Annotated in this window: 27 protein-coding genes and 2 pseudogenes; 23 read left to right on the top strand and 6 right to left on the bottom strand. The window is 43.6% G+C overall.

Annotated elements, in window-relative coordinates; translation table 11 throughout:
• Positions 1-246: 246 nt before the first annotated feature.
• Together B5J94_RS09485 and B5J94_RS09480 are read left to right on the top strand one after the other, a co-directional pair.
• Positions 247-933 carry an SMI1/KNR4 family protein gene (locus B5J94_RS09485; protein ID WP_062499542.1) on the top strand — a complete coding sequence of 229 codons (687 nt, stop codon included), beginning with the start codon at positions 247-249 and terminating at the stop codon, positions 931-933.
• Between the two features lie 143 nt (positions 934-1076).
• On the top strand, positions 1077-1958 hold the full coding sequence (locus tag B5J94_RS09480) for a DUF2272 domain-containing protein (RefSeq protein ID WP_079364093.1): 882 nt from the start codon (positions 1077-1079) through the stop codon (positions 1956-1958).
• 254 nt (positions 1959-2212) lie between these two features.
• Here the strand turns inward: B5J94_RS09480 and B5J94_RS09470 are convergent, their stop codons facing one another.
• Both B5J94_RS09470 and B5J94_RS09465 read right to left on the bottom strand, forming a co-directional pair.
• Positions 2213-2491 (bottom strand): addiction module antidote protein, encoded by a 279-nt coding sequence (locus B5J94_RS09470; protein WP_174519809.1) that lies wholly within the window; start codon positions 2489-2491, stop codon positions 2213-2215.
• Entirely contained in the window at positions 2478-2789 is a 312-nt protein-coding gene (locus B5J94_RS09465) for a type II toxin-antitoxin system RelE/ParE family toxin (RefSeq protein WP_062499545.1), read from the bottom strand. The genes B5J94_RS09470 and B5J94_RS09465 overlap by 14 nt, the downstream gene beginning before the upstream one ends.
• Before the next feature lie 148 nt (positions 2790-2937).
• On the opposite strand from B5J94_RS09465, the gene pheA reads away from it, so the two are divergent.
• From pheA to B5J94_RS09415, 10 genes and pseudogenes are all read left to right on the top strand, one after another.
• Positions 2938-4050: a prephenate dehydratase gene (pheA, locus tag B5J94_RS09460; RefSeq protein ID WP_062499547.1), complete on the top strand. Its 1113-nt coding sequence runs from the start codon at positions 2938-2940 to the stop codon at positions 4048-4050.
• Positions 4051-4254: 204 nt separating this feature from the next.
• Positions 4255-4497: a hypothetical protein gene (locus B5J94_RS09455; RefSeq protein WP_062499549.1), complete on the top strand. Its 243-nt coding sequence runs from the start codon at positions 4255-4257 to the stop codon at positions 4495-4497.
• Between the two features lies 1 nt (position 4498).
• A complete protein-coding gene (locus B5J94_RS09450) occupies positions 4499-5425 on the top strand; it encodes a prephenate dehydrogenase/arogenate dehydrogenase family protein (protein WP_062499551.1) in 927 nt (308 codons plus the stop codon).
• 67 nt (positions 5426-5492) lie between these two features.
• The gene (locus tag B5J94_RS09445; RefSeq protein ID WP_062499553.1) at positions 5493-6710 is read left to right on the top strand and encodes a PDDEXK-like family protein; all 1218 of its coding nucleotides are present in this window, start codon (positions 5493-5495) and stop codon (positions 6708-6710) included.
• A 59-nt stretch (positions 6711-6769) separates the two neighbouring features.
• A pseudogene (gene aroA, locus B5J94_RS09440) lies at positions 6770-8104 on the top strand (3-phosphoshikimate 1-carboxyvinyltransferase); the annotation flags it as partial.
• A gap of 3 nt (positions 8105-8107) precedes the next feature.
• Positions 8108-8374, top strand: coding sequence for a hypothetical protein (locus tag B5J94_RS09435; RefSeq protein WP_062499557.1), 267 nt, complete (start codon positions 8108-8110; stop codon positions 8372-8374).
• Positions 8371-8763, top strand: coding sequence for a type II toxin-antitoxin system VapC family toxin (locus B5J94_RS09430; protein ID WP_062499558.1), 393 nt, complete (start codon positions 8371-8373; stop codon positions 8761-8763). The genes B5J94_RS09435 and B5J94_RS09430 overlap by 4 nt, the downstream gene beginning before the upstream one ends.
• A gap of 6 nt (positions 8764-8769) precedes the next feature.
• Complete coding sequence (gene rarD, locus B5J94_RS09425) at positions 8770-9660, top strand: EamA family transporter RarD (protein ID WP_062499560.1); 891 nt, start codon at positions 8770-8772, stop codon at positions 9658-9660.
• Between the two features lie 104 nt (positions 9661-9764).
• Complete coding sequence (gene folB, locus B5J94_RS09420) at positions 9765-10124, top strand: dihydroneopterin aldolase (protein WP_062499561.1); 360 nt, start codon at positions 9765-9767, stop codon at positions 10122-10124.
• 33 nt (positions 10125-10157) lie between these two features.
• Positions 10158-10559, top strand: coding sequence for a 2-amino-4-hydroxy-6-hydroxymethyldihydropteridine diphosphokinase (locus tag B5J94_RS09415; RefSeq protein ID WP_062499562.1), 402 nt, complete (start codon positions 10158-10160; stop codon positions 10557-10559).
• A gap of 174 nt (positions 10560-10733) precedes the next feature.
• On the opposite strand, the gene B5J94_RS09410 is transcribed toward B5J94_RS09415, so the two are convergent.
• Entirely contained in the window at positions 10734-12029 is a 1296-nt protein-coding gene (locus B5J94_RS09410) for a DUF2868 domain-containing protein (RefSeq protein ID WP_062498169.1), read from the bottom strand.
• A 16-nt stretch (positions 12030-12045) separates the two neighbouring features.
• The gene (locus B5J94_RS09405; protein ID WP_062498190.1) at positions 12046-12876 is read right to left on the bottom strand and encodes an RnfABCDGE type electron transport complex subunit B; all 831 of its coding nucleotides are present in this window, start codon (positions 12874-12876) and stop codon (positions 12046-12048) included.
• A gap of 164 nt (positions 12877-13040) precedes the next feature.
• Here B5J94_RS09405 and argC point away from each other — a divergent pair, with 164 nt between their 5' ends.
• Entirely contained in the window at positions 13041-14123 is a 1083-nt protein-coding gene (argC, locus tag B5J94_RS09400; RefSeq protein WP_062498171.1) for an N-acetyl-gamma-glutamyl-phosphate reductase, read from the top strand.
• 85 nt (positions 14124-14208) lie between these two features.
• Positions 14209-14421, top strand: a complete 213-nt coding sequence (locus B5J94_RS09395) for a heavy-metal-associated domain-containing protein (RefSeq protein ID WP_062498173.1) — start codon at positions 14209-14211, stop codon at positions 14419-14421.
• A gap of 61 nt (positions 14422-14482) precedes the next feature.
• Here B5J94_RS09395 and B5J94_RS09390 read toward each other — a convergent pair whose 3' ends face one another.
• Both B5J94_RS09390 and B5J94_RS09385 read right to left on the bottom strand, forming a co-directional pair.
• Entirely contained in the window at positions 14483-15103 is a 621-nt protein-coding gene (locus B5J94_RS09390) for a histidine phosphatase family protein (RefSeq protein WP_062498175.1), read from the bottom strand.
• A gap of 65 nt (positions 15104-15168) precedes the next feature.
• A pseudogene (locus B5J94_RS09385) lies at positions 15169-15989 on the bottom strand (adenosine kinase).
• Between the two features lie 226 nt (positions 15990-16215).
• Here B5J94_RS09385 and rlmN point away from each other — a divergent pair.
• The 9 genes from rlmN (at position 16216) to bamB (ending at position 25999) form a co-directional block, all read left to right on the top strand.
• Complete coding sequence (rlmN, locus tag B5J94_RS09380) at positions 16216-17403, top strand: 23S rRNA (adenine(2503)-C(2))-methyltransferase RlmN (RefSeq protein WP_062498178.1); 1188 nt, start codon at positions 16216-16218, stop codon at positions 17401-17403.
• Between the two features lie 250 nt (positions 17404-17653).
• The gene (gene pilW / locus B5J94_RS09375; protein WP_143821955.1) at positions 17654-18547 is read left to right on the top strand and encodes a type IV pilus biogenesis/stability protein PilW; all 894 of its coding nucleotides are present in this window, start codon (positions 17654-17656) and stop codon (positions 18545-18547) included.
• Positions 18544-19353 carry a helix-turn-helix domain-containing protein gene (locus tag B5J94_RS09370; RefSeq protein ID WP_062498182.1) on the top strand — a complete coding sequence of 270 codons (810 nt, stop codon included), beginning with the start codon at positions 18544-18546 and terminating at the stop codon, positions 19351-19353. Before pilW ends, B5J94_RS09370 begins: the two co-directional genes overlap by 4 nt.
• 10 nt (positions 19354-19363) lie before the next feature.
• Complete coding sequence (gene ispG, locus B5J94_RS09365; RefSeq protein WP_062498184.1) at positions 19364-20479, top strand: flavodoxin-dependent (E)-4-hydroxy-3-methylbut-2-enyl-diphosphate synthase; 1116 nt, start codon at positions 19364-19366, stop codon at positions 20477-20479.
• Positions 20480-20613: 134 nt separating this feature from the next.
• Positions 20614-21285 (top strand): YceI family protein, encoded by a 672-nt coding sequence (locus B5J94_RS09360; protein ID WP_062498186.1) that lies wholly within the window; start codon positions 20614-20616, stop codon positions 21283-21285.
• Between the two features lie 179 nt (positions 21286-21464).
• A complete protein-coding gene (locus B5J94_RS09355; RefSeq protein WP_062498188.1) occupies positions 21465-22316 on the top strand; it encodes a substrate-binding periplasmic protein in 852 nt (283 codons plus the stop codon).
• Positions 22317-22486: 170 nt separating this feature from the next.
• On the top strand, positions 22487-23764 hold the full coding sequence (hisS, locus tag B5J94_RS09350; protein ID WP_062498248.1) for a histidine--tRNA ligase: 1278 nt from the start codon (positions 22487-22489) through the stop codon (positions 23762-23764).
• Between the two features lie 129 nt (positions 23765-23893).
• Positions 23894-24697 carry a YfgM family protein gene (locus B5J94_RS09345; RefSeq protein WP_062498192.1) on the top strand — a complete coding sequence of 268 codons (804 nt, stop codon included), beginning with the start codon at positions 23894-23896 and terminating at the stop codon, positions 24695-24697.
• Between the two features lie 123 nt (positions 24698-24820).
• Positions 24821-25999 (top strand): outer membrane protein assembly factor BamB, encoded by a 1179-nt coding sequence (bamB, locus tag B5J94_RS09340; RefSeq protein WP_062498195.1) that lies wholly within the window; start codon positions 24821-24823, stop codon positions 25997-25999.

Below are 25999 nucleotides of genomic sequence, written 5' to 3'. Positions count from 1 at the left end.
TTATAATACAAGGGGCGAATATGATTCGCCCTTGATAAATCAATCACTCACACCTAACAAATTTGACATTCAACATAGGCTTTGTAGGGGGAGTGTTGAACACACCCTTTGATGACATTACTGCACAAGGCGTGCTCAGCACACCCCTACATCCAAACATCATTGTGTTTGTAGTAATTTTAAAGTTTCTTGGGTATATGTAAAGTTGAGAATGGGGTATTCATTTGTTATTTAAAGGAAAATATCATGACTGTTTCATTAGAACAATTACAAGGCTTGGAAAATAAGCATGGATTTAATTATCCCATGATTTATAAAACATTATGCCAAAATAATATGCTAACGTGGGGCGAAGTGAATATTCATTGGAAAAAAGAAATTTATCCTACTTTAAAGGATAATCCGCCTTTGTCATTATATATTAATCACATAGAAGTTATGGATTTTGACGATATTGAGCATATTACAGATATGTTTTTAAATCAAGATGACCATATGGCAATCAACCCAAATTATTTATTTGTGCCATTTTTGCAAGACGGCTTAGGGGATTATTACTGTTTTTGGTATCATCATGATTTGCCATATTTATCAAAAGATGATGTGCCGATTGTGCTATTTCATCATGATTATGATGAAGCCGATATTTTAGCAAAAGATTTACAGGATTTTATTTTTTATTTGATGTTGTATGGCGTTGTTGATATTGAGTCTGATAGCGAGCTTATGCAGGATATTGAGACAAATTTAGCCAATTATCTAAAAAGTCATAAAAAATACCTAAAACCAGAGCATTACGATGTCATCAAGAAAATTTATGGGTATAATTTTGATGATAATAAAGAAGGATTGATTGATGAAGGTGAATTCATAAAAATGTTACATGAGCATATCGGCTTTAAAGGATTATTGACAAGTTTTGATTGTCGGTAAATTATTTGATATTAAAAATTGGTATTATTAAGATGTATTTTTTATAAAAAGATATCAACTTTCTTATAAGAATATATTTATCCAATCTTTTTAAACTCCCCATTTAATGATAAAATAAATTTCTTTTTAAAAAACTAAACCCCATGCCAAAACTTCTACCCCTACTTTGCACCGCCTTAGCTCTATCTGCTTGTGTAAGTACACATACTTCACAGAATAATTCGCAAGGCAATTTGTGGCAATCGCCCACGCCCACATTTGCCCCACACACCCCAAAAGCCGAGCGTATCGCCCAAATCGCCCTGCGTGAACACAAGGCATGGGGCGAGCCGTTTATCACCACAAACGGACAAATCGCCAAATATAGCCATTATGAGTCCGAAAACGCACGCCTGACGGACGGTTCACGAGCGTGGGAGCGTGTGGTGGCGTATTGGCGTGATAGTGGGGCGTTGGCACGGCTTGATAGGGCGTTGCCTTATGAGCGTTGCGACAAGGCGGACAGGGGCGAGAACGCCAGCACCAACATTTGCCGAGCCTTTGCAAGCGATGTGGCATGGTCGGCAGGCTTTGTGTCGTATGTGATGAGACAGGCGGGTGTGGATTTTTATGTGTCGCCACGCCATTTTGATTATATCGCCACATCTTGGCAGGGCGTGGGCGATTATCGCACGGCAGACCCTTTGGCAAACCCCCTAAAACAGGGCGATATGCTGTGCTATGTGCGAAGTTATGGGCGTGAGCTGATTGGCAGTTATCAGGCGTTGGACGAATATTTGGCGGATAATGGACGTGGTTTGCCTGCTCATTGTGATATCGTGGTCAAGACCGATAAGGAAAATCAAGAGATTTGGCTCATCGGCGGAAATGTGCTACATACCGTCATGTTACGCAAAATGCCTATGGACGATGACGGCAACGTAATATTGCCTGCCCCAAGCGAGATAGAATGCAATCCCAATCATGAAACGGCGTGTAATTTTAATCGGCAAAATTGGGTGGTGGCGTTGGTGTTGCAGGAGTAAATCAAAGAATCATTTTAAATTTGGACGTGTAGGAGCGAATCACATTCGCCCAACCGTATCATTTTTAAATTTCTTTGGATGTATTGTCCGAATTATCTTTAATCGGTTTACTTAATGCTAATAAAGCGATTAATTCATCATTGGGTTTTCTGTCATTTTCTAATAATGCTATAAGGTTTTTGCTATCAGCTTTACCTATTTGCCATATCAATTTTTGAGATATGGACTTATTGTTTGTCATCGTTTGAATTAAATTAAGCATAGGCAAAGTTGGATTGGATTTTTAAAGCGTGTATGATTTTATGCACGGTCGCCCATGTTGGTTGTGTTCGCCCTTTCACGGTTTTGTATAGGCTTTCACGGTTTAGCCCTGTTAATTTGGCAACTTCTGCAACGCCTTTTTTCTCTATCAAATGTGATAAGGCGGTAACAAATAATTGTGGGTCGTCATCATTAAAGCAATCACTTAAATAATCCAAAATCTCATCATCACTTTCAAAATAATCAAATGCGTTAAATTTAGTGGTTTTCATTGCTATTCTCCCAAGTTTTTGCAATTTCTTTGGCTTTAATAATATCGGCTTGCTGGGTGGATTTATCTCTGCCTGATAATACTAAAATAAAAGTTTCGCCCTTTTGTATGGCGTACACTCTAATACCAACATTAACATGAATGCGAAGTTCAAAAACACCTTCGCCAACATTATCAATGTCGCCAAAATGCCTCATTTCAAGTCGTAACAAACGGCTAATAACTGCCTTTTTGGCGATTGGGTTTTTGAGTGATTTTAGCCACTCATCAAACTGTTCCGTCTTTTCAATCGTAAACATAAAATTACTCTTTTTGAGTATTGTAGCCTACAAGCTACAAAATTACAAGCCAGTATTTCAATTTTTTCAAAACCCCAAAAAACATTTGCCCAAACCCCCAATATTCATGTATCATTAGCCTATTTTTAGCACACAAAAAAGGACAGACATGAGCGAACAAACCCCCAAAGCCAACCTAGACACCAACCAAATTACCGATTTGCGTGGCAAAATTGACAGTATTGATGAACAAATTCAACGACTTATCAACGAGCGAGCAGGCATCGCCCAACAGGTCGCCATTGCCAAAAAGAGCCATGAAGATCACCCCATTTTTTATCGCCCTGAACGTGAAGCCCAAGTGCTAAAAGCGGTCATGGCTCGCAACACAGGACCTTTGAGCGGTGAGAAAATGGCACGCCTGTTCCGGGAGATTATGTCGGTGTGTTTGGAGCTAGAAGCCCCGCAAAAGGTCGCTTTTTTGGGGCCTGTTGGCACGTTTACCCACGCTGCTGCCCTAAAACATTTTGGCAAGGCAGCGACAACCGTACCGCTTGCCACGATTACCGATGTGTTTCGTGAAGTGGAGGCAGGCTCTGCCATGTATGGCGTGGTGCCTGTGGAAAACTCATCCGAGGGCGTGGTCAATCATACGTTGGACGCATTTTTGGGGTCAAGCCTAAAAATCATCGGCGAGGTGGAGTTGTCCATTCATCATAACTTTTTGGTGGCAGAACACACCAAAGTGGACAGCCTAAGTCGCATTTATTCGCACCAGCAGTCGCTTGCCCAGTGCCGTCATTGGCTTGATGTCAATTTCCCCAATGTGGAGCGTGTGGCGGTATCCAGTAATGGCGAGGCGGCAAAACGCCTACAAAACGAATGGCATTCGGCAGCCATTGCAGGTGATGTGGCAGTGGCAGAATACGGCTTGCACAAGTTGTACGAAAACATTGAGGATAACCCCAACAACACCACTCGCTTTCTTATCATCGGGCATGAAGCGGTCGCCCCAAGCGGGCAGGACAAAACGTCCATAGTCGTATCAAGCCCAGACCGTGCAGGGGCGTTGATTGAGCTACTAGAACCCCTAAAAAAACATGGCATATCCATGACGAGCATTGAAACTCGCCCCGAGCGTCCGAACAAATGGGCGTATGTGTTCTTTATTGACATGACGGGGCATATCACTGACGACAACGTCAAAAACGCCATTGACGACATTGCCAAAATCGCCAAAGACGTGCGAGTATTGGGGTCATATCCGAAGGCGGTTTTATAAAATCAGGATGATAAAATTGCCCTGTTTTGGGGTGATTTGGTATTGTTAATTAACCCTACCTTTGGGCGGATTTGTAGAGGCAAATTGCAATTTGCCCTGTATTAAAATCTGATAATTGGGCGAATGTAATTTACCCCTACACGCCCGAATTTTAAAATATATCTTTATTAAACAATACCAGTAATTTTAAATAGGGAGCAACTAATGATTACTGATACGGTAACGATTAACGAATACGGGCAAGTAACATTGCCGATTTGGCTTTTTGAAAAAATCGGAGCAAAAAAAGGGTCGCCATTAACCATTCAATTTGATGAACAAAGTGGCAATTTCCAATTTTTATCGCCCACTCATCAAGACGAACCAAAAAAGCAAATTAAATCAGGGTTTGGTATGCTAAAAACCAATATTCCTGCCGTTCCTGTGGATATTGTGCCAAGTGAATGAAATGACTACCAAACCATTATTCAACAAAACCGCCATTATCGGACTTGGGCTTATCGGTGCAAGCCTTGCAACCGCCATGCTTGACAAAAAGCTCACCCATGAGATTGTGGCGTGCGATGACAATGCCGACACCCTAAAAACCGCCCAAGAGATTGGGCTTATCTCGCACGGCTCGTCCATGCTCACGGACGTGCTACAAGGGTGCGATTTGGTGGTGATTTGTGTGCCTGTGCAAGCGGTGTTACCGATTTTTCGTACGCTCGCCCACGCCAAAAAAAGCGGACTTTTGGCGGACGACTGTATCGTAAGCGACGTGTGTAGCACCAAAATGAACGTCATCACCGCTTGCAACACCGCCCAAGATGAGACGGGCATTGACCTAAATTTTGTCCCTGCTCACCCCATTGCAGGGGCGGAGCGGTCTGGGGTACTCTCTCGTAAGGCGGATTTGTTTGTCAATCACGCCCTTATCATCTGCCCCAATCAAGCGGACGATATTTATACCAATAAAATCATAGACTTATGGCAAAATATCGGAGCGGTCGTCAGTCTCATGACCCCACAAAAGCACGATGAAATCCTAAGCCTAACCAGTCATTTGCCCCATTTATTGTCTTATGCTTTGACTTATCAGCTTGCCAAAGATGATGAGAATTTAAATATTTTTCGCTATGCAGCGGGCGGATTTCGGGATTTTAGTCGTATTTCGGCAAGTAGTCCGATTATGTGGCACGACATTTTTTTGGCAAATAAACAAGCGGTATTGCAGGGGCTTGATGACTATCAGGCGATTTTAAATCAATTAAAATCTGATATTGAAAATGACAATTCTGAAAAGTTATTAGAAACTTTTGAGATTGCCAAAAATGCTCGGGAATATTTTGGGCGGTTATTGATTGAAAAAGAGCAGTTAAAGAGTGATAAGTAAGGTGCGGGTTATGCACCATTTACAAAGTATGGTTATTGTATTTAGCAGTAATTCAAAAGGTTAAATAATGAAAGAAATTCAAAATTTGCTAAAAACAGTGAGTAATGAAATACAGCTTATCAATACGTCAAAAAGACTATATGCCAAACAACTTGCTCCAAATTTTAGCATTTTTAATTATATTGCAACCAATGAGACCAATTTAAGTTATATTTTGGCGGATTTATTAAATCCCAAAGGTTCTCATCAGCAAGATGATTTATTTTTAAAACACTTTATAAAAATCTGCTTGCCAAGTTTACAATGCCCAGAATGGAATGAATTTTTGGATAATCTTTCAAAGGTTAATGTTGAAACAGAAGTTACTACTAAATCATCTCGGCGTATGGATATTTATTTAACTGACGGCAAACAATATGGCATTTGCATTGAAAACAAACCTTATGCAAGAGACCAAAAAGAACAATTAAGTGATTACTATCAAGAGTTAATTAAAAAACACCCTTACAAACATTTGGTTTATTTGTCCCAAAATTTACCAAGTGATTATAGCGTAAAAACAGAAGATTTAGAACAATGGCAAATGAATAATGAATTTAGTCATATTAGCTATAATGATTTGGTTGATTGGTTAAATGCGTGTAAGGCGGATTGTCAAAATGCCAGTGTTTTAGAATTTATTAACCAATTTATAAAATTTATTCAAAAGCAATTTATGGGAATAAGTGATATGAGCGAGCAAAATGCAATTATTAATTCAATTTTAGAAAGCAATGAAAGTATTGTTTCAGCGATTAAAATCGCCAATCAAATTCCCACATTACAAAGAAATTTGATTGAAAAATTGAATAGGCAATTAACTGAAAAAATCAATCAAAACCAAAATTATCATTTACACAAAAATAAGTCCGTTTCTCTTAATGAGAAAAATAGGGGTTTTTATATAAAAGTAAAAGATTATAATTTATACATTGCATTTGAATTTCAAGGTGGTAATTACAACAACCTAATAATTGGTTATAAATCACTTGATAAAAATTTGAGAAAAGGAAATGAAGTTTACGATAAAGTTTCTAAGGAAATCGTTAACTCTTTGCCTGATAAAAATATAAAAACATCTAAGATTTGGTTTGCTTACTATTACCCAAAAAATTTGCGTTATTGGCAATACAACTCTGATATTTGGATAAAAATCAATGACGGTAGTTTGGCGGATTTAATTATGAAAGAAGTTGAATTATTGTATAATAATATTGTAAAGAACAATATTAAAATTGAACCTTGATTTAATATTGGTGCATAATACACACCTTACCTACCAAAACTTTCTTTTTACCTTAGGAATTAGCAATGAAATACCAAATCACCCCCAGCACCACCTTTACAGGCACGCATAAAGTTGCCCCTGACAAATCCATTTCGCACCGCTCTATTATGTTTGGTTCTTTAGCAAATGGCGTAACCCGTGTCACCAATTTTTTGGAAGGCGAAGACGCATTATCTACCTTGCAAGCCTTTGCCGATATGGGCGTTGAGATTCACCGAGACGGCGACAAAGTTACCATTTATGGCGTGGGAATAAATGGGCTGACCGCCCCACAAAAAGAGCTTGATATGGGTAACTCTGGCACGAGTATGCGACTATTATCAGGGATTTTGTCCGCCCAAAAATTTGACAGCACCATGATAGGGGATAGAAGTTTATCCAAACGCCCCATGGAGCGAGTGGCAAAGCCCCTGCGTGAAATGGGGGCGGTCGTGGCAACCACAGGCGAGCGTGGCACACCGCCAATCACAATCACAGGCAATCAGACCCTAAATGCTATCACCTATGATATGCCTATGGCGTCCGCTCAGGTCAAATCCTGCCTGCTTTTGGCAGGGCTATGGGCAAATGGCGAGACGGTCGTAACCGAGCCTGAGATTACCCGAGACCACACCGAGCGAATGCTTAGGGCGTTTGGTTATGATGTCGCTGTCAAAAAGCTGGATAAGGGCAATGAGATTCGCATCAAAGGCGGTGGCGAGCTTGTGGCGTGTGATATTGAAGTGCCTGCGGATATTTCAAGTTCGGCGTTTTTTATGGTGGCAGGGGCGATTGCCAAGCATGGCGATGTGGTACTGCCAAAGGTGGGGATTAACCCAACTCGCACGGGCGTGATTGACATTCTAAAACTTATGGGGGCGGACATTCGCCTGACCAATGAGGCGGTGGTGGGCGGTGAGCCTGTGGCGGATATTTGCGTCAAGGCAAGCGAGCTACACGGCATTGAGATACCGCTACACCTTGTACCGCTTGCCATTGATGAATTTCCAGTGCTGTTTGTGGCAAGTGCGTGTGCCACAGGCAAGACGATTTTGCGTGGGGCAGAAGAGCTTAGAGTCAAAGAATCTGACCGCATTCAAGTCATGGCGGACGGTCTTGCCACGCTTGGTATTGACTGCACGGTGCTAGATGACGGCATTGAGATTGTCGGTAAGGGCGGGGCACAATTTGTGTTTGGTGGGGGCGAGATTGACTCTCATCATGACCATAGAATTGCGATGAGCTTTACGGTGGCAAGCCTGCGTGCGTCTGATACAATTATTATCAATGGTACAGAAACGGTTAATACGAGCTTTCCAAAATTTGCCGAATTGGTCAATAAGGCAGGGCTGAATGTGGAAGTGGTGGAGTAAGCCATGTTAAGTATTGATTTGGGTTCTACCAGCGGTCAATTTATTGATTGGCAAGCGGTGCAAAACGCCCTATTAAAGGGCGAGACCATATCGGTTAAGCAATCAGGCAAGGAAATTGGGCAATTTTTGCCCAATACCGCCAAGCCCACGCCCAAAAAACGCCAATTAGGATTTATGATTGGTGAAGGGGTCGTGCCTGATGATATTCATTGGGGTGATGATGAGATTATGGCAATGTTTGAAGAAAGTTTTGATGAGAATATTGAATGAATTATTTATTAGATACTCATATTGTCATTTGGCTTGCCAAAGAACCACATAAATTATCCGATAAAGTCAAAAATATATTGGAAAATACCGAAAACACCATTTATTTTAGCACGGTTAATTTATGGGAAATTGCCTTAAAAACCAATTTGAACAAAGACGGTTTCAAATTTGATACTATAAAATTATATCAAAGGTTGCTTGAAAATGGGTTTATCGAATTGGATATTAACCATAAATACACCAAAATTTTGGAGAATTTACCAATCATTCATAAAGACCCTTTTGATAGAATGCTAATTGCTCAATCAATGATTGATAATTTGTGTCTGATTACCAATGATGACAAAATCATTCAATATCAAGGCTTAAAATTTTTAACAAATGATTGATAAAAAATGAGCAATAAACTAACCATAACCACAACCCCAAAAGGGCTAATGACGGCTCTTTTGGCGTTTTTGATGTGGGGTAATTTTCCTTTTTATTTTAAGCTGTTGGACGGTTATCACGCTGTTGAAGTCATCACTCATCGGGTGGTATGGACGTTTGTGGTGTTAAGCCTTATCATCATCATTGGCAAAAGAACGGCTTGGCTTGCCCAAATCCGCCAAAATCCCAAATGGCTAGGTTTGACCTTTGTGTCGGCTCTCTTGATTGGCTCAAACTGGCTGACCTATGTGTGGGCGGTGGCAAATGATAGGGTGCTTGAAGCAAGCCTTGGTTATTTTATCAATCCCTTAATGGGCGTGGGGCTGTCGCTTGTCATCTTTAAAGAACGCCTGCGACTTTTGCAAAAAATCGCTGTCGCTCTTGCCGTGCTTGCCGTTGGCATTCAGGTGGTGCTGTTTGGTGGCGTGCCGTGGGTGAGTTTGATTTTGGCGTTGTCCTTTGCTTTTTATGGGGTGTTGCAACGCCAAACGCCTTTTAATGCCATTGACGGTTTATTTATTGAAACGGCTTTGCTGTTACCTTTGTGCTTGATGTGGCTTGTCGGTGCCGATGTGGCAAGTTCAACTTTGGCATTTTGGGTATCTTCTGATATTTGGCTACTGGCTTTGGCAGGCCCGATTACTTTATTGCCACTTTTATTGTACAACCAATCAACCAAACTTGTGAGTTTTAATACCTTATCCTTTTTGGGTTATTTAACGCCAAGTATTGTGTTTATGATTGCGGTGTTTTATTATCATGAACCGATTGATTTAAAACGCTTGATGATTTTTGGACTGATTTGGCTTGGACTGTTGGTGTTTAGTGTAGATATGGTGAAACATAGAAAACATTGATTTGATATAATTTGACATTGTAGGGGCAAATCATATTTGCCCTATGTTAATAGTTAATATTTGGAAATATAATTTCCCTACCCATTTTATAAAAGAGACAGATAATGAACGACATTGTTTTTATTCAAGGTTTAAAGATTAATACCCTTATCGGTGTCTATGATTGGGAGCGAGCCATTAAACAATCACTGGTGATAGATTGTGAAATGGTGTGCGACATGACACGGGCAAGCCAAAGCGATGATGTGGCATATGCCATAAATTATAAAACGGTGTGCGAAGACATAGAACGTCTATGCCATGAGATACAGGCAAAGTTATTGGAAAAACTTGCCGAAGAGATTTGTGTCTATTTACTCGCCCATTATCCTTGCCAAACCATTACGCTTACCATTCATAAGCCCAACGCCATAAAACAAGCCGACAGCGTGGGCGTAAAAATCGTTCGCCATAAATCTGCATAAGTGTTTTAAATTGCCATAAATTATAAATAAAAAATGATACACCAATATATCATCGCCTTAGGCAGTAATCATGACAGCGAGATAAGTTTTAACATTGCCCTTGATGAATTAAAGTTATGGGGCAATGTGGATTTATCGTCCATGATAATTGGTAAGGACTTTACAGGAAAAACAGAGCTGATTTATCATAATGCCGTGATGATGATAAAGTTATACAAGCCGATGAATTATGATAATTTTAATGAATTATTAAAAAGCATAGAAACACAATGCGGACGAGAACATGATAATAGTTTTAAAAAAGTGCCTATGGATTTGGATATTTTGGCGTATTATGAAAATGATAAATGGTGTATTATTAAAAAAAGATTGCCTTTTAAAAATCATGAAAAAACGGGACTGATTGAAGTTGCCCCGTTTTTATTAATTGATTAATTGGTATTGTTAATTAACCATACCTTTGGGTAGATTTGTAGGGGCAAATCACATTTGCCCTGTGATAAAGTGTTGATTTTTGGGCGAATGTAATTCGCCCCTACACGTCCAAATTTTAAAATATATCTTTATTGAACAATACCGATTAATTAATTTACGAATAAAACCTATTCATCAATTTATCTGTTCAACATTTCGCTCATTTAATGCGTCTCGCCATTCATTGACATAACCGCCACTGTGCAAGAATTTGACGATTACCCCATAATCGCTATTTTGGCGAATCAAATCCACTTTCCTAAGTACGCCCCTATCGGGTAGGATACGGCAGTCCACGCCGAGCAGGATTTGGGCGTGTAAGGTGCCGGCGATTTGGGTAAGATACAGCACGTCTTCTTTGGTATCAACCGCCCCTAAGTTTTTGACATCATCACTCAGTCCGTGCCACAGCTCATCATTACTTACCCATTCTAGGGTCGCCACGACTTTTTTGTGAGTGCTAAGAGTGGTTTTGGTGGGTGTTGGCGTGCGTGGGGTGAAGTCGTCTTTATCAACAATGGTTTGGTTGAAGGTGCGAAGTAGGTTTTCGTAATAATACAAATTGGGGTCAATGGCAAAACGCTCACGAGCATTAAAATGGCACAGCAGGTAAGCACACAGGCGGGGTATCATGCCATAGACCACAACGGACAACATCATGAGTGTGGCAAGGCGAGCAGGGGGGACATCGCCCCGAGACAGGCTAATTTGGCTGGGTAGTTCAAAACCAAACAGGCTTGGCACAAAGCCCAAACCCTTTAAAATCATGGCAAAATGGCTTTGGGATAACAGCGTGGATTCCCACATAAAGGCATAGCTTTTGAACAAAAACAGCATGAGTAGGGCAAGCACACTGCCTGCCAAGCCACAGAGCCACGCCTTGTGAATGACTTTGCCGATTTGCCATGCGGTGTTTTTTTGAAATTCTTCTTGGTAGATGTCAAAGGCTTCGCTTTCTATGGCGGATTTGGGGCGAAGTCGGTCTAGTATGCCATAAATGCCAGAATAGCGGTTGGGATTATTTAGCCCCACAAACCACAAAACGAGCGTAACCGTATGCCAACCGAGTAGCCCAAGCAGTACATAGAAAAAATTAACCACGTGCGTGCTAAGTAGCCCAAGCACCCCCACAAACCCAACCACGAACGAGATACCTGCATAGAGCCTGCCGACACCCTTCACCAAAAAATCGCCTTTGTGTAGGGCGGTTTGTAAGTCGCCTTGACTGTCCATGAGCGTGGCACGATAGATGAGCTTATCGGTGGGTGTGCCGTCTGATGAGCGGGCAAGGTCGGTGGCGACTTTGGGGTCGGTGGCAAAGATAAAACCTGACTTCTCTAAGCGTCTGACTAGGTCAAGCTGTTTGTGTGTGGCAGGGTCTATCTCATGGGCATTATCCAGATTTTCTAGGCGGATATTTTCTAATGACATGGCGTGGCTCGTGGGGTTATTGCTCTAATTCTCGCAATTTCTGCGTTAAATTGTCAAGCTCATCTTGTATGGTAGGACTGTTTTTTACGCTTAGCTGTTTGGTGAGTTTTTTGATTTGGGTGCGGATTTTGGCAAGTTCAATGGCGTTTTTGGCGGTGTCTTTGTCCATGGGCGTGCCACTTGGCTCGCTCATGACGTTTGCCATGACCGACTCAACCGAGCTAACCACAGGCTTGGTGCCGTCTGTGATACTTTGGGCGACACGGTCAAGATGGCGATGATAGCGAGTGCGTAGATGTGCCTGCTCGTCTGCTCGCTCGCTGGGCGTGATGGTGCGTGGGTGTACTTCTAGGCGAATGCAGTCCACAGGGCAGGGCGGTAGGCACAGCTCGCACCCTGTGCATAGGTCGGTGATGATGGTGTGCATGTGCTTGGCGGTGCCGATGATGGCGTCCACAGGGCAGGCAGGGATACATTTGGTACAGCCGATACAGTCGTTCTCATCGATGACGGCTCGCACTTCGGTGGGGCGGTCGGTGGCAGGGTCGGTTGCCCATTTGCTGGCGGTGGCAGGCAGGGTGGGGCGTGGGTCGCCATGCTTGGCAAGCACCGTGCCGATGGCGTCCGTTACCGCTTGACCGCCCGGCACGCATAAGTTGTGGGACTCGCCACGCACCGCCACGCCATAGGCATAGGGCAGACAGCCGTCTGGGTGTCCGCACAGACCGCACTGGGTTTGGGGCAAAAGTTCGTCTATCTGCTCGACGATGATTTTTTGGGTGGGGGTCAGGCGGTCAAGGGCTAGGGTGTTAAATAAAATCGGTAGGCAGGCTAAGCGGTCATTCATGGCGACAGGCTGTGAATAAAAGGAGGTATTATAGCAAGTTTTGGCAGGTTGTGCGACCATTGTGGGATGGCGTGTGGCAGGGATGATGTTAGATGGCGGATTTTATTTGCCAAAATGGGTAAAATTTTTTATAATCCAAACACGCTTTTTATTTAGGAAAACCCATGTCAAAAATTAACGTTGCTATCATTGGCGGTACAGGCTATACAGGCGTTGAGCTGATACGCCTATTATCCCGCCACCCCCATGTTACCATCAGTCATCTCACGTCCCGCAGTGAAAAGGGGCGGGCGGTGAGCGAGATTTTCCCAAGTCTGCTTGGCGTGTGTGATGTCGTGTACAGCGACATGACGGACAGCGTCATGGACGAGATTGGTAAGGCGTGCGATGTTGTGTTTTTTGCCACGCCACACGGGGTTGCCATGAGCCACACGCCAAAGCTCATTGCACAAGGGGTGAAGGTCATTGATTTGGGGGCGGATTTTCGTTTGCAGGATTTGGGCGAGTTTGGCAAATGGTATGGTTTGGAACATACTTGCCCTGACGTGTTGGCGGAGGCGGTGTATGGCTTGCCCGAGATTCACCGTGAAAAAATCAAATCCGCCAAGGTCATCGCCAACCCCGGTTGTTATCCCACCACCGCCATTTTGGGGCTAAAACCTGTGATAGACACCCAAAACGGTGCCGACAGCCCCTTGATTTTGCCGAACATTATCATCGATGCCAAGTCGGGTGTATCAGGGGCAGGGCGTAATGCCAAGATGAACCTGCTGTTTAGCGAGTTATCTGATAATTTCTCTGCCTATGGCGTGGTAGGTCATCGCCATACCCCTGAGATAAGTCAAGGCGTGCATACATTTTTGGGGTCTAAATTTGCCCAAAAAGTGCGGTTTGCCCCCCACCTTGTACCGATGATTCGGGGAATGTTTAGCACCATTCATCTGACCCTAAGCGATGACGGCAAGGCGTTAAACTGGCAAGAGATTTTTGAAAAAGTGTATCAAAACGAGCCATTCGTGGACGTGCTTGCCAAAGGGATGTTTCCCGATACTCGTTCGGTGCGAGCATCCAACCGCCTAAAAATCGCCGTTCATCAAGATGATGATACCTTGACTATCCTAGTCGTCCAAGATAACCTTGTCAAAGGGGCGAGCGGTCAAGCGGTGCAAAACATGAATATCCTGTGCGGATTTGATGAGATGTGTGGATTGGGTGTGGAGTTTGGTGGTTGTGCGGTGGTGCCTTGAAAAATATTCACCAACCCCAACATAAGACACACCACTTGATTTTACCAGTTTAATTTACCAGTTTATTTTAGCAAAGGAGCGTATCATGGCAGTTGAAACCCTAACCCTAAAAGTCTTTGGCATGACCTGTGATGGCTGTGTGCAAAGCGTGCATAACGCCATTAATGACATTGCAGGCGTGCAAAATGTGGAAGTCAATCTACCCTTAGAGCAGGCTGTCATTGAGTATGACGACACGCAAGTGGATAAGATTGAGCTGATTCGTGCGGTAGAAGACGCAGGATTTAGCACGACCTAAAAACATAGACATAAATAAAAGGCTAATCCAATGGGTTAGCCTTTTTTGTTGACAGCTAAATTTAGGCAGTCCACACCAGACTTCTCACATCATCTGCCGCATCTAGCCGATACAGCACGGTGTTATGCATGGGCATGGCGGTCTGAAAAGCACGAAATCGCCTGATGTCGGCATTATCACGCACAGGCAGATTCATGAGCCGATAGGCAAGCAGTCCAAGCCAAATCCCATGCCCAAAAAACAGCGTATTATCAGCAAATTCATCAATCCTATCGATGAATGTATCCACCCGCCCCATGAACTCGCCAAAGCTGTCCGCTCCCACGCCATGCCTATCATCTAGTCCCGCCGTTTGCCACCAATTGGTATTCATCAGACGGCGTGCGTCCACCGAGATGTCTTTGATGGCATCAAAGGCAAGGGTGTTTAACTCATCAAGCAGGTCAAGTGTGTTTGCGGTCATGCCATAATACCGACAAAAGGGCAGGGCGGTCTGCTGTGTGCGAAGCATGGCAGAATGATAAATATGGCTTGGGCGTATGCCCAGCTGTTGCCAATGAGTAAGGCGGTCTTTGGCTTGGGTGTGTCCTTTTTCGGTCAAAGGAATATCAGCATTGGGCAGGGGCGTGCCACCAGCGTTGGCAAGGCTTTCGCCATGACGGATAAAATATAGACTTTTCATGGTGTTTGTACCTATTAAAAAAGCGGAACTTTGCCCGCCTTTTAGATTCATATCAAATTTTAGATTTATCCCAAAACCGTCTGTTTAATTAAACCATACTCTGCTTTGGGTAGTCTTGCCCCAAACTGGCTCACCACACGGCTTGCCACCGCTCCTGCCAATGCCACGCACGCCCCATAATCCGCCCCTTGTGCTAAGGCATATAAGAACGCCCCTGCAAAGTTATCGCCCGCCCCGTTGGTGTCCACCACGTCCGCAGGCGGGACATCATACAGGCGAACGCTGTCTTTATGTCATCGTCCGTCTCGGCAAAGAGTTTGGCTTCGTCCATGTTGCAAAATATCATGTCCACACCGTCCATAAGCCACGCCATTACACCGTCTTTGGCAAAGCGAACCACCGCAGGGTCAGCAAAGCTCACCACGATTTTGACCCCTTGTGCTTTGGCGGTTTGGCACAGTTTGCCAATGGCATTTTGTACGGACGGAGTCATGGCAAGATAGCCTTCTAGATATAGGTATTTTGCCCCAGCCAACACATCAAAATCCACGTTGCTCTCGTCAATGTCGCCACTTACCGCCAGATTGGTCTGCATGGTGCGTTCACCGTCATCGGTAACTAATACCGCACAAGTACCGGTCGCCCCTGCCACTTCGGCTTTACTACCGTCTATCGCCACGCCCATGTTTGCCATGTCGGATAGATAGAACGCCCCACGTTTGTCATGCCCCACTCGGCAGCAGTAAAAGGACGTGCCACCCAGTGCTGAAAAGCATGCCACCGTATTGCCCGCCGAACCGCCCCCTGCTTGCTTGGCAGGTGTTAGCCCATGCGTGTTTAAAATATCAAACAAAGCGGTCTGCTCGTCTGTGTTAGCAAGGGTCATGTTGCTTTTGGTGAGTCCTGTTTGGGTCAAAATCTCATCGGTGAGTTTAAATTCGGTATCAAGAAGAGCGTTACCAATGGCGACAAGTTGGTACATGGGGTTTCCTTATGGTTTAGAAAATGAAAAACGTCATTATAACAAAATTTGCCAAAATTACCTGTTAAATTCATGACTTTATCGGATTTTTTTTGTATAATAAGCGGTTAATTTTTAAAAAAACAATACCATGACCGCCAAAATCCCTGTTGTTTACACCCCCGATACAACCACCTTTGACAAAAAAAACCAAAAAACCAATCTTTTGGGCATGTCAAAAGATGAACTTTCCCAATTTTTTGTGGGTATGGGTGAAAAGTCGTTTCGTGCCACTCAGGTGATGAAGTGGATTTATCAGTTTGGCGTTACTGATTTTTTTGAGATGACCAACCTATCCAAAGCCTTGCAAGCGAAACTTGATAAAGTTGCGTGCGTTGTGCCACCCACGGTCAAATTCAAGCAGTTTAGCGAAGATGGTACTCGTAAATGGGTGTTTGAAGTGGCGGGCGGTTCGCTCGTTGAGACAGTGCTAATCCCTGCCGAAGATGGCAAACAGTTTGGGCGTAAGACCTTGTGCGTATCTAGTCAGGTCGGCTGTGCGTTGGACTGCTCATTTTGTAGTACAGGTAAACAAGGTTTTGAGCGGGATTTGACCGCAAGCGAGATTATCGGGCAGTTGTGGGTTGCCAATCAGTCCTATATGCAGGGCGTTGCCCCGACCGAGCGTGAAAACCGTGTTACCAATGTCGTGATGATGGGCATGGGCGAGCCACTATTAAACTACGACCCTGTCGTGGCGAGCATGAGCCTTATGCTTGATGACCATGCCTTTGGCTTATCCAAACGCCGAGTTACGCTTTCTACTTCTGGTATTGTGCCAAAAATGTATGAGTTGGCAAAAGACATTGATGTCGCTCTTGCTATTAGCTTGCACGCCCCCAATGATGAGCTAAGAAATGAACTTGTACCCATCAATAAAAAATATCCTTTGGCTGAACTCATAAAAGCTGCCAAGGCGTATGTTTATGATGAAAATCCACGACACAAAAAACACGTTACCATTGAATATGTCATGCTACACGGGGTAAATGACAGCGACAAACACGCTCATGAATTGGTGGCACTACTGGCGGATTTGCCAAGCAAAATCAACTTAATCCCCTTTAACCCCTTTGCCCACGCTCCTTATGGACGCTCAAGCAATAACCGCATTCATGCGTTTAGCAATATCCTAAATCAAGCAGGATTTGTCTGCACCGTCCGCCAAACTCGTGGCGATGACATTGATGCTGCGTGCGGTCAGCTTGTTGGGCAAGTGGCGGACAGAACACGGCGAGCCAAAAAATGGCAAGAGAGCATTGAAAAACGTCAAGCATGATTTGCCAATGATGGTTTATTTTATCAAAAAGGGCTTTGTTAAAAAGGTGTTTGGGCGTGAAATAAAGGCATTTTATCCCATGTTGTTATTGATTTTTGTGAAAATCTGATGAAATGGCAATATTTTGGCGGGAAAAGGGCAAAAACATTGGCAAAAATTGTTGATAATTGTTAGAATGGCGATTATTTGTCTGCCGTGTTTGTATCAAAAGCGTGCAAGTCTTGGATGGTTGTCAGTATGGATTTGACTCTTGCACCATCAATGCAAAGATGGCACGACTTATGTAACTGTTTATTATGGTAATTATGGTAAGGTCATGAAATATTTAGTCATATCGATGGCGTTGGCTGTTTTATTAACGGGCTGTCAAAGCACTTCACAAAACACAACATCGGTCTATCAAGGTACTGACCCATCACAACGTAAACGTGATAAGATGGAGCTTGCCCAAGCACGCACCGCTTTGGCAGGGCAGTATATCGCCCAAAGACAGCTGGATACTGCCAAAAGACAGTTGGATGAAGCGATAGAGGCACAGCCAAATTATGCCCCTGCTTATGATATGATGGGCAACTTGCTCAAAATAGAGGGCAGTCCCAGCAATGTCGCCAAAGCCGAAGAGTATTTTAAAAGGGCGATTAGCTTGGATCCGAATTTTACCCAAGCACGCAATAACTATGGGGTATATCTGTCTGAGCTTGGACGTCATCAAGAAGCGATTGAGCAGTTTAATATCGCAGGCAGTACGCTGGGCTATCGTAACCGTGTGGGTGCATTAGAAAACCTAGGTCTGACTTATCTTAAAATGAACAACCCAGCGGCGGCAGAAGCGGCGTTTAACAAAGCGATGGAAACCGAGCGTGGGGCGGTCGTGGCAAAGATGGAGATGATTGACATCTTGATTAACAGGCGTGAATCGCTAAAAGCCAAAGAGTATTTTGACGACCTAAGAGCGATGGCACAGCTACACAACCAGCCCATACCCCCACGCTTGATATATCAAGGCATCCGCCTAAATATTTTACAAAACAATCGCCAAGAAATTCAGCGATTATCCAGTCAGCTTTTGTCGCAGTATCCACTGTCTGATGAAGCGAAAAAACTAAAACAATGGCTAAATAATCCAACGGGAGCATTACAGTGAGCCAAACCAACGACAAACCAGCATCAAACACAGGTTTTGGCGGTAAGCTAAGAAGTGCCAGAACGTCTCGGGGCTACTCACTAGATGCGGCGGCAGGCGAGCTTAACATCCTAAAACGCCACGTACAGGCGATGGAAGAAGAGAATTTTGATGCTCTGCCCCAGTTCGCTTTTGCTCGGGGATTTGTGGTGAACTATGCCAAGTTTTTGGGGCTTGATGCTGATGAATTCGCTCGAGAATTTGAGAGTATCTATCCTGAGAGCAAACGCACCAAGAGTGTCAATGACATCAAGGCACCACTGGCACCCATGGGGACGATTGAGCGTGGGCGTGGGGGCATGCGGTTTAATCCGTGGCTCATTGCAGGGGTGATTGCTTTGGTAATTTTTGGTTTTGTGTTATTAAAAATCATATCCAGTGCCATAGACAGGTCAGATGAAATAAACCCAACTGCCCAAACACAAATACTAAATCCAAGCGAGCAAGCCCAAGGAGCGGCGGTCGGTGCGTCGGGTTCGGCATTAAATTTAGGTACAAATGATGGCGAACCTACCACCCAAGCCGTGGCAGGACAAGGCGTGATTGACATCTGGTCAAAGGGCGATGTGAACATCAAAATCACCGACAAAAATGGCAATGTCCTGATGCAGGGCTTGCAGTCTCGTGGCGGTTATCAGTTAAAGGGCGAGACACCGTTTACCATTGAGATTGACAATCCTGCACAGGTAGATTTGAATTTTAATCAACGCCCCATTCGTTTGGGTGAGCATACCCAAAATGGCAAAGCCACTTTAACGCTACAATAAGCGAGTTATCATGCACCACAGTCCCATCAAACGTCGCCCCACTCGTCAAATTATGGTTGGTAATGTCGCCATCGGTGGCAACGCCCCCATCAGCGTGCAGAGCATGACCAACACCAACACTTGCGATGTGGATGCCACAGTCGCCCAGATACGACGCTGTATGGACGCAGGGGCGGATTTGATGAGAGTATCCACGCCTACCATGGAGTCTGTGGAGGCGTTCGCCCAAATCAAAAAACAGGTAAACATTCCGCTCATCGCTGACATTCATTTTGATTATAAAATCGCCCTAGCGGTGGCGGACGTAGGGGCGGATTGCCTACGCATTAACCCTGGTAACATCGGCAACGACCAAAAGGTGCGTGAAGTGGTGGCTTGTGCCAGACATCATAACGTGCCTATCCGTATTGGGGTCAATGCAGGCTCGCTTGAAAAGGATTTGCAAAAAAAATATGGTGAACCGACAGGGCAAGCCATGTTGGAGTCGGCATTACGCCATATTGATATTTTAGAAAAACTCAACTTTCAAGACTACAAAATCTCGGTCAAGGCGTCTAACGTCTTTTTAACCTTGGACGCTTATCGGCTTATCTCGGCGGAGGTGGATTGCCCGTTGCATTTGGGTGTTACCGAAGCAGGCGTGTATCGTACAGGCACGGTAAAATCCGCCATTGCCCTAGGCGGTCTTTTGCTTGACGGCATTGGCGATACCATGCGAATATCCTTGGCAAGTCCGCCTGAGGAGGAGATTAAAATCGGTTTTGATATTTTAAAATCGCTAAACATTCGCTCCAATGGTGTAAACTTTATCGCTTGTCCGTCTTGTAGTCGTCAAGAATTTGACGTCATCAAGGTCATGAATGAGCTAGAATCTCGCCTAGAAGACATCAGAGAACCGCTTGATTTGTCGGTCATCGGCTGTAAAGTCAATGGGCCAGGGGAAGCCAAAGAAGCAACCATTGGCGTGGTGGGGGCAAGTCCAAATTCACTGGTGTATAAAATGGGACAAAAAAGCCATTTGATTGATACCAAAAATTTGGTGGACGAAATAGAACAAATGGTGCGTGAAAAAGCCAAAGAGTTGGCAGATAAACGAGCCAATGAGATTGTTAGAGTGGCTCAATAAAATTATCATTTGGCATTTTAAGGCACGCTTGCATTTTGCATTTGTTAATGATGGATATTCTCCGATACATAAATGCTCTTGCCGACTTTAATAGATTATTTTTTTAATTTTATGTTTTTATATGAGGTAATGTGATGAAACATACTTTTGTTTTGGGTATTCTTATCCTATCATTTGGCATGTATGGTTGTGCCAAAGAAGAAAATTTTGCCGAACAGCCTGCTGTGGAGAGTAACCCCCCGCATGGTGTCCAAATGACAGAGAAGTCAAATGCCTTATCTCATTGGATTTTAGAAGAGGCGGACATTAGATTTTATAGCACAAAGACCGATAAGAATGATAATGACATTGTCGAGGAGGGTGTTTTTAATACCTATTCTGGCTATTTGGATAAGCAAGGTAACCTAAAAATGGAGATAGAGCTTGACAGTGTTGATACAGACATCTCTATCAGAGACCAAAGAATTAAAGAATGGCTTTTTGAGACAGCAAGATTTCCAAAGGTAGAGATTCAATCCCAAATGGATCATGACTGGATAAATGCTCTTGGTGTTCATGAAGAAGCAAGTAAAGTACAGCCATTGACCATCTCTTTTCATGGCAAGACAATACAAACCGAGGCTTCCCTTAAAATCATAAAGTTGGATGACAATACAATAAATGTGATGACACAAGAGCCTGTGCATATAAATCTGCTAGAACTTGAAATGATGCAGGGCTTAAATAGCTTAACAGAGGTGATGGATTTAAAGAGCATCAGTTATTTGGTGCCAGTCAAATTTCAAGGAAAATTTAAAAAACCTTAAATGATATTTGGTCAAATCATACATAAAATGACTTTGCACCTAATTGGTCATATTGATATAAAATTTTATGCCTTAATAACGCCCTAAGACAATAATGTAACCCAATCATACGATGATTTATAAATGTTTATCTCGTATTTCTGTGCATTTAATGACTCTTACTTTTTGGAATTTATTTTATGAAAAAAAATATATCATCATTCATGACAGTTTTATCATGTTCTTTATTGATGGCTTCTTGTTCTAATGCTGACAATTCATTAAAGAATGATGAAAATAAACAATCAAGCATTAATGTTGATGCCAATACCATCCAAAAACCATCTGCCCAAAAATCATCTCTTGATGTTAAAGTGGGTCTTATGTCATCTTCAACTGGTAATGCACCACTGATTTTTATTGACGAAAAGGGGGGTATTCAAGGTTTTGAGTATGACATTTTAAAAGAAATAGATGAACGTTCTGATTATAATTTTCAATATGAATATCAGCCAAGAGATGACCTTTTTAATGGCATGAATGATAAAGAGATAGACATGATTGCAGGTATTGAGATTAGCAAAGAACGAACTCAAAAATATAATATGACCAACTCTTATTTGGATGTTTATCCAATAACTTTACTGAGCAAAAATCCCAAAATCAAGAAATTGGAGGATATTGATAAGAATTATACAGCTGTTAAAGAAGATTCAATGCAAACCACATTCACCATAGTCAAAGATTATGAAAATAATCATGACAATACCAACATAGATTATACGGTCAGTGATTGGATTTCTGTGCAGGCTCTTTTAAGAGATGATGTTAAAATTGCCATTGGTAATTCTGTTGCCATGCCTTATTTTTATTCAAAATATTCAACAAAAAAAGACCCTTTATATTTTTCCATTGATTATGATTATCCACAACAATCTTATGGATTTTTGATAAATAAAGAAAATGTGGACATGATGAATGACATGAATAAGCACATCCTAGATATGAAAAGTGATGGCACTTATCAAAAAATATTTAAAAAGTGGTTTTAGTTTTTAACTAATAACGAAAATGATGTTGTAATAGACTTCTTTCCAAACCCTGATTTTTATGGATTTTTAAAAACTTCAACCCCAATACTTATAAGGGTTTATTTTTAGTTTGGAAAGAGATTTAATATAAATTGAAATATCTTTTTGATAAAACTGATTTGGGAAAAAATATGACTAAACTTACCGCCATCCGTGGCTTTAATGACATTTTGCCAGCCGAATCCGCCAAATGGCGAGAGGTAGAGCATATTTTGATGCAAGTGTTGGATGCCTATGGATTTGGTCAAATTCGTCTGCCTATGGTAGAGAGTACAGATTTGTTTGCTCGTGGTGTGGGCGAGGCGACCGACATTGTCGAAAAAGAGATGTTTGGTGTGGTGCATGGCAATCAAAATACAGGCAAAGACGAGAATGAAAAATCATTTACACTACGCCCCGAGGGAACGGCAGGGTGCGTGCGTGCGGTAGTAGAACATAATCTGACCCGTGGCGATACACCAAAATTATGGTATATGGGAGCCATGTTTCGCTATGAACGTCCACAAAAAGGACGATATCGTCAGTTTACCCAGCTTGGGGTAGAGAGCATCGGTTCACCGCTGCCTGATGCTGATGCTGAACTGATTGCGATGACGGCGATGATGTGGAGACGGCTTGGGGTTTTTGAGCATGTAAGCTTGGAGCTTAACACGCTTGGTGAGGCTCATGAGCGTATCGCTTATAAAACAGCATTGGTTGAATATCTGACTGCTCATTTTGATGGACTTGATGATGACAGCCAACGCCGTGTCAGCACCAATCCTTTGCGAGTGCTTGACAGCAAGGATGAACAGACACAGGCGATTTTGCTTGGTGCGCCTAAGTTGTCTGACTTTTTGGGTGAGGAGAGTCGTTTGCATTTTGAGCAGGTGCAAAACTACCTACACACGCTTGGCATTGATTTTGTCATCAACCAAAAACTTGTGCGTGGGCTTGACTACTATAACAAAACCGTCTTTGAATGGGTAACGGACAAACTAGGCTCACAGGCGACTGTGTGCGGTGGCGGGCGTTATGACGGGCTTGTTGGCATCGTCAAGAGTAAGCCTGAGCAGAGCGAACCTGCGGTGGGCTTTGCCATGGGGCTTGAACGCTTGATGTTGCTGATAGAAACCGTAAACCCGATTGCCGATACTGCCGACTGCGATGTGTTTGTCGTGGCAAGCGAAAACGTGTATATGAATGCCGTGCTATACGCCAATGAGCTACGCACATACCGCCCTAACTTGCGTGTCAAAATGGCGTCCGCCACCAGCCTAAAATCGCAAATGAAAAAGGCGGACAAGTCGGGGGCGAAATTTACCGTGATTATCGGCGATGATGAAGTTGCCAATCAAACCCTATCGGTCAAAAATATGGCGACAGGGGAGCAGACAAGCCGTGCGATGACGGATTTTGATTTTGAGTAAGTTGAATAAGATTTGTGATTAAAATTGTCGGTGTTATAAAAGTTTAATGGTTTGGTTGACAATTTAACGACTTTTAAATCATTGATAACACTGGATTTAACATTAAAAAGCATTTTTAAGAGTTAGCAGATGAGCGATGAACTGATAGTAAATGACAAACAAGCCATGTCCGCCCTAAAACAGCACGGCAACAAAATCGTGTGGGCGGTGATTTTGGTGTTGGCAGGGTATTTTGGCTGGGATTTTTATCAAAAAAACTATGCCAAAATTGACACGGCGGCAGCCGATAGCTACACGCTAATCACCGAGAAAAATGATGTGTTTGTCCATCAAGCTGATAAAGAAGCATTAGCCAGGGACCAACAGGCTTTGTTTGCTGATATTGATAAACTTGTGGCGAATCATGGCAAGACCGCTTATGCATGGCAGGCTCTCATGATAAAGGCACGCCATCAGTCGGATAACGGTCAGCACACCGAGGCGGCGACAACCCTAAAACAGGCAAGTCAGATAGATTTGGATGATGAGGGACTGACCGCAATCACTCAGCTAAGACTGGGGCAGTCATTATTGGCGGCAGGTAATGCCGATGAGGCTTTGACGGTGGTTAATGGTGAGTTTCCTAAGGCGTTCGAGAGCTCAAAGCAAGAACTTCTAGGGGATATTTACGTCTTAAAAAATGATAATGACAATGCCAAGCAAGCCTATCAGTTGGCATGGGATGGACTGACCGAGCGCGGCGAGAGTCGCTCACTGCTTAGCCTAAAAATGCAAGCACTGGGCATGACCCCAACGCCCATCACACCCAAACACCAAGTGGTGGCAACGCCAGTCCAAGCTGATGCGGACGTGACAAGTGCCAATGCCCAAACAGTGGGTGCAAATGATGTACTGTCAAATGAGAGTGAGACTGTGCAGGGCGGTGGCGAGTGATGACACAAAGTGGCAATACAAACACACCATTTATCAACGCATGATAAACAAAACTTTGCTAAAATTAATGCGTTTTAACTGATGTATTAACCATAATCAAATTCAAATCAAATAAGGATTCGTATGAAGCACATCACCAAACCTTTGGCTGTGGCAAGTGTGGCGGTATTGGCACTGACTGCCACAGGGTGCGACCGTTTTAGTCGCAGTAAAGCTCCTGAGAATAAACCTGCCAAACTGGTCAAGATTGATAATGAAGTGGTAGTTTTAAATAAAGTCGCCAGTTTTTCATTGCCCCAAGCAGGTGGACGTTTTAAGGGTAGCAACGCCAATAAAAAAGACGTGGTGGATTTGCAAGTGGCTTCTGTGGGTGGTACACTCATCGCTGCCAGTCGCACAGGTGTGGTCAGTGCCTTTGCTGGCAATGCTCAGACATGGTCGGTAAATGTTGGCGATGTCATCAGTAGTGGCGTGGCAACCGATGGTAGACTTGTGGTGGTTGGCACTCGCTCGGGTAAAGTGGTGGCACTTGATGGAGCGACAGGGAGCGTGGTGTGGGAGCGAAGCTTGCCCAGCTCGTCACTTGCTCCTGCTCTTATCGGCAGTGGTCGTGTGATGGTCTCTGCCAACGATGGCGTGATTTATGCTCTAAATGCCAATGATGGCAGTCAAGTGTGGCAATTTAGCACCCAAAACCCTGCCGTCAGCGTGCGTGGTGCGGCAACACCCATCAGCTTGGATGCTAACACGGCACTATTTGGCACGGCAGATGGACGTATTCATGCCATCAACCCACAGGCAGGCACACCGCTGTGGACACGTCGGGTGGGGCGTGCGGTCGGTGGCAGTCAAGTCCACCGCATGAGCGATGTTGATGGCACGCCACTGGTGGCAGGTCAATATCTGTATGTACCAAGTTATAGCGGACAGTTGACTGGGTTTGACATGAGTGCAGGACGTACTCTATTTGTTAGCGAGCTTGCCAGCACCAAATCTCCTGCTCTGTTGGGTAATCAGCTCATTGGCACAAGCATTCATGGCGACGTGGTTGCCTTTGATGCGATGACAGGCGATGTCTTGTGGGAAAATAGTGAATTAAAATATCGTCGCCTGACCAACCCTGTTACCATCGGCAGTCATGTGGCGGTGGGTGATTTAGATGGCGTGGTGCATGTCTTTGACAATGCAGGTAGAATCATTAGCCGTACAAGCACCAAAGGGCAGCTAACCAGTTTGCAAGTAGTAGAAAACCGTTTATACACCCAAAGCAGTGAAGGCTTGGTTGCGGTGTGGCAGTTCTAA

Source organism: Moraxella lacunata, assembly GCF_002027545.1.
Classification (GTDB): domain Bacteria; phylum Pseudomonadota; class Gammaproteobacteria; order Pseudomonadales; family Moraxellaceae; genus Moraxella; species Moraxella lacunata.
This window is presented reverse-complemented; position numbering and strand designations above follow the sequence as displayed.